Annotated in this window: 5 protein-coding genes; 3 read left to right on the top strand and 2 right to left on the bottom strand. The window is 37.9% G+C overall.

The genetic code is table 11. From position 1 onward, the window contains the following. From DBR11_RS26775 to DBR11_RS26765, 3 genes are all read left to right on the top strand, one after another. On the top strand, positions 1-292 hold a 292-nt coding region (locus DBR11_RS26775), incomplete at its 5' end, for a UvrB/UvrC motif-containing protein (protein ID WP_199233974.1). A 115-nt stretch (positions 293-407) separates the two neighbouring features. Further along, complete coding sequence (locus DBR11_RS26770; RefSeq protein ID WP_108555616.1) at positions 408-1784, top strand: nucleoside permease; 1377 nt, start codon at positions 408-410, stop codon at positions 1782-1784. A gap of 29 nt (positions 1785-1813) precedes the next feature. Further along, positions 1814-2941, top strand: coding sequence for a DUF3667 domain-containing protein (locus tag DBR11_RS26765; protein WP_108555615.1), 1128 nt, complete (start codon positions 1814-1816; stop codon positions 2939-2941). Positions 2942-3014: 73 nt separating this feature from the next. Here DBR11_RS26765 and DBR11_RS26760 read toward each other — a convergent pair whose 3' ends face one another. Further along, positions 3015-4304 (bottom strand): citrate synthase, encoded by a 1290-nt coding sequence (locus tag DBR11_RS26760; protein WP_108555614.1) that lies wholly within the window; start codon positions 4302-4304, stop codon positions 3015-3017. A gap of 114 nt (positions 4305-4418) precedes the next feature. Further along, positions 4419-4861 (bottom strand): DUF3347 domain-containing protein (locus tag DBR11_RS26755; RefSeq protein WP_108555613.1); only part of this gene is annotated, 443 nt, incomplete at its 5' end.

Genomic DNA, 4861 nt, shown 5'->3' with positions numbered 1-4861 from the left:
TTCTGATGCTATCGCTCTTGCGGTACGTTTCAATGCGGCTATTTACACTTATGAATTCATTATTTCATCAGCAGGTATCGTCATCGAAGGCAATGATCTTCTTTTTCTTGAAAACATGGATATGACTAAAGAAAAAGGTTCGGAAGATATCAGCACTTCTATTCCCGGAACAAATTACAAATCTCTAACAGTTGAAGAGCTGACGCAAAAACTTCAGGAAGCTATCGCAGAAGAAGCTTATGAAAAAGCAGCTAAGATCCGGGACGAACTCAACAAAAGAAATTCTGCCTGACCTCTCGAAAAAAATACAAAAGGCTGGTATAAGTATTTAAGAACAATTTAGATTTTGTTTTAAAATAGTTTTATATTCAGCCATTACTAAAAATACATCAAACTAAACTATTATTATGAATGTTAAGTTTCGCTTAACTGTGATGAGTTTTCTGCAATTCTTCGTGTGGGGTGCGTGGTTACTTACAATTGCAAACTATTGGTTCGGGACAAAACAGTGGGATGGCACACAATTCGGAGCTATTTTCGCAACAATGGGTTTTGCCTCCCTGGTGATGCCAACATTAACCGGAATTATTGCTGACAAGTGGGTAAATGCAGAAGTTTTGTACAGTATTCTCCACATTCTATACGCCGGTGTACTATTTTATCTGCCCCAGGTGCAGAGTCCGGACACCTTCTTTTGGGTTATGCTAGTTGCAATGTGCTGCTATATGCCAACCATCTCTTTAAGTAATTCTATATCTTACACCACCTTAAAGTCTGGAAACCTGAATGTAGTCAAAGATTTCCCTCCCATTCGAGTATGGGGTACTGTAGGCTTTATCATTGCCATGTGGACCACCAACCTAACTGGAAATAAAGCGACTGCTTATCAGTTTTACATTGCAGGAGTTGCAGCAGTAGGTTTGGCTATATATGCCTTAACCCTTCCTGCATGTAAACCACAGAAACTGATCTCAGAAAAAAACTCCTTTGCGCAAACTTTTGGACTGGAAGCCTTCAAATTGTTCACTAATTATAAGATGGCCTTATTCTTTATCTTTTCCATGTTTTTAGGCGCGGCCCTCCAACTCACCAATGCCTATGGAGATGTATATATAGATGAATTTAAACACTTTCCAAAATATGCAGATTCGCTGGTAATGAGGTATTCAACCATTATTATGTCGATTTCACAAATTTCCGAAACCCTGTTTATCCTTGCTATTCCTTTCTTCCTCAATCGCTTTGGAATTAAAAAAGTGATGATCATAGCTATGCTGGCCTGGGTATTCCGGTTTGGATTATTCGCTTATGGAAACCCAACAGGTAACCTTTGGATGATTGTACTTTCCTGTATTGTATACGGTATGGCCTTTGACTTTTTCAATATCTCAGGTTCTCTCTTTGTAGAAACCTCTACAACTGCAAAGACACGTTCTTCCGCTCAGGGTTTATTTATGATGATGACCAATGGTGTCGGCGCTGTATTCGGAAGCCTGATCTCTGGATGGATGATTGATAAGTACTTTACAAAATCCTTTACTGACCTCAATTCAACATCCGCATTTCTGGATACCGATGTAGATAATTTGAAATTAGGAAAATTCATCAAAGAACAAGGTGTCAGCATTCTCGAAAACGGAACCTTTAACAAAGCGATCCATATGAAAGACTGGCATTCCATCTGGCTGTCTTTTACTATTTATGCCCTAGTAATTACCATTTTATTTGCCGTCTTATTCAAGCACAAGCACGACCGGATTTTAATTCAGGATGTTAATCATTAAAGCCAAAAATACCATACTTTTAACACTCTATGTCAGGTAAGTACAGAAAAGAGCACAATTGCCTCAATTGCGGGCAACATGTAGAAAAACATTACTGCAGCAGTTGCGGACAAGCTAACTTGGAAATTAAGGAAAACTTCTGGCAGTTTATCAGCCATAGTATTGCCCACTATTTTCATTTCGATAATAAGTTCTTTCAAACCCTAAAACCCTTGCTCATTGAGCCAGGGCAGGTTACCCTCGATTATCTTGCCGGTAAAAGAGCGAGGTATATCAATCCGGTGAGTATGTATATTTTTGTTTCTATTGTTTATTTCATTGTAGTGCCCAAAAAACTGGAACACGAACAAGAAAAACAGCAGCAACATGAGACGGTAAAAAATGTTAAAGCGGCCACATCAGACGTCACAAAAGATTTAAAGGAAGAAGGTTTTGACGAAGATTCATTTGTAGGCAAAACGGCAAACTATTTTCAGAAAAAAGTAAATGCTCAGGAATTCAAGTCACTCAGTTTCCAGCAACAGGAAGAACAGATCAAACAACTCAAGACAACAATAGACACTTCCAAATCCGATAAAGAAGAGTATCAAGACCTTTTAAATAAATACCAGCGTTACCATATCATAAAGCAAGACAGTACCTATGAAGCTTATCTGTCCAGACAGCAAAAATTACCAGAAAACAATCGGGACTCCTGGTTTGACCGTATCTTGAAAAAACGGGAGATCGCCATTAATCAAAAATCTGCTTCTGGAAATTGGTCAGTTAAAGAAGAACTGGAACATTACCGCCCAAAACAGTATTTCCTGCTGATGCCTTTACTGGCATTATTCATCATGTGGAATTTCAGGAAAAACCATATTTATTACCTCGACCACCTGATCTTTACCATTCACGGAACTACAGCATTTTTCATTGTCCAGATCTTTACTGTTCCCTTAAGAAGACTATTAGGTTCAGGTACGTTGAGTGGTCTGATACAATTCGTGGTTGTAATTGGAATTGCCTGGTATTTATTCAAAGCACTTACCGTATTTTATCAACGCCCTAAAAAGATGATTATTAAAAAGATGATCACGTTGATCATTCTCTATTTTATTGCATTTGGGATTTCCGAATGGATCATAGAACGATCAATCTATTACTTCATCGGTTAACCTTCAAATACATAACAACAAAAAACGTCCGGACTAATAGTCCGGACGTTTTTTTATATAGCTTTATAATTGACTAGCTTCTTTTTTCAATGCTGACAAAATCTCTGTTGGTATGGCCAACATAGATTTGACGCGGACGACCAATTGGCTCTTTGTTTTCATGCATTTCTTTCCACTGTGCAATCCATCCGGGTAAGCGTCCTAAAGCAAACAACACTGTAAACATATCTGTTGGGAAACCTAGGGCTCTGTAAATAATTCCGGAATAAAAATCTACGTTAGGATATAATTTACGCTCTACAAAATACGGATCGCTCAGTGCGGCCTCTTCCAGTTTCTTCGCAATTTCTAAAACAGGATCATTGATACCTAATTTCTCCAGGATTTCATCACATGCCTTTTTAATGATCTTTGCCCTTGGATCAAAGTTCTTATACACACGGTGACCAAAGCCCATCATACGGAAAGGATCATTTTTATCTTTCGCTTTATTGATCCATTTTTCAGTATCTCCTCCATCCTCTTTAATTTTCTCCAGCATTTCAATTACAGCCTGGTTAGCACCACCATGAAGCGGCCCCCACAAAGCAGCAATACCTGCAGAAACAGAAGCATATAGATTACAATCTGAAGAACCTACCATTCTTACAGTAGAAGCAGAACAGTTTTGTTCATGATCAGCATGAAGAATCAGTAAAGTATTCATCGCTTTAACTACAACCGGATCAATTTCAATTTCTTCAGTACGCTGACCAAAGATCATATTAATGAAATTGGTCACATAATCGAATTTATTTTTTGGATAAATCAGCGGATGACCTAAAGACTTTTTATAAATGAAAGAAACAATAGTAGGGAATTTAGCCAGAAGTTTGATCATGGTTAGGTCCATGGTTTCTGGTGAAGAGTTGGCATTAAGAGATTCAGGGTAGAATGTAGACAGTGAGCACACCAAAGAAGCCAGTTGGGCCATTGGATGCGATTTCGATGGATAACCATCCAGGAACTTCTTCATATCTTCATGAATCAGCGTATGGCGGCTAATCTGAGATTGAAAGTCAGCAAGTTGCTCCTGAGTTGGAAGATCACCATAAATCAGTAAATAAGCAACTTCAAGGAAAGTAGATTTTTCGGCAAGTTCTTCGATAGCATAACCTCTATATTTTAAAATACCTTTTTCACCATCTAAAAAAGTAATCGCACTTTTTGTAGAGCCTGTATTTTTATACCCAAAATCAAGGGTAATATAACCTGTTTGATCCCTTAACTTTGAAATATCTATTGATTTTTCACCTTCAGTTCCTGTAATAACAGGAAATTCGTACACTTTACCATCAATCTTAATTTCTGCAATCTCTGACATATCTTATAATTTATAATAACAAAAGTAATTAATCTATCTCTATTCGTGGTTGAACAACTATAACAAAGCTGTTAAATAATTATTAAATGACTGGTCATTTATCAGGAAACCGAACTATTTTCCCTTTATTTCTTCAATAACTGCTCCGCAGTCCATCATCTCCGATCCGTAATATGGATTCTGGATCTTCTTATCCGAAGACAACCAGTCTCCCCCGTCACCGTGGTTGGCCATAGGACAATGTTGTACATAAATAGTACCCGAAACCAGATCTGCATGTTTAAACATAGCAATCACATCAGAGCTCAAAAAAGTAAACTCTTTCCTCTGTTCTTCAATGTTCTTGGCATCCTTAATTTTATCTGCAATTAATGCAGTATTCTCGCAACCCTGAAACACAGCCAGTTTAGCAGAAAGCACTTTAGCAGCAGCCTTAGCCTCTTCATATTTAGTGTCTACCAATGCATCTTTAAGCACAATATAATCCGTATATATTGCCTGGACTGCGGGTTCTTTTAAACTGACCGTACGATCACTTTTTGCAGGCACCTCAGTAC

The sequence above is a fragment of the Pedobacter sp. HMWF019 genome (assembly GCF_003061025.1).
Lineage (GTDB): Bacteria > Bacteroidota > Bacteroidia > Sphingobacteriales > Sphingobacteriaceae > Pedobacter.
The sequence above is the reverse complement of the archived record's forward strand: the minus strand, read 5'-3'. Positions and strand labels throughout refer to the sequence as shown.

What these genes read in the sequence shown, in the direction of transcription:
- DBR11_RS26770 (WP_108555616.1), top strand. Translation starts at nt 408, where the DNA reads ATGAATGTTAAGTTTCGCTTAACTGTGATGAGTTTTCTGCAATTCTTC.
- DBR11_RS26765 (WP_108555615.1), top strand. Translation starts at nt 1,814, where the DNA reads ATGTCAGGTAAGTACAGAAAAGAGCACAATTGCCTCAATTGCGGGCAA.
- DBR11_RS26760 (WP_108555614.1), bottom strand. Translation starts at nt 4,304, where the DNA reads ATGTCAGAGATTGCAGAAATTAAGATTGATGGTAAAGTGTACGAATTT.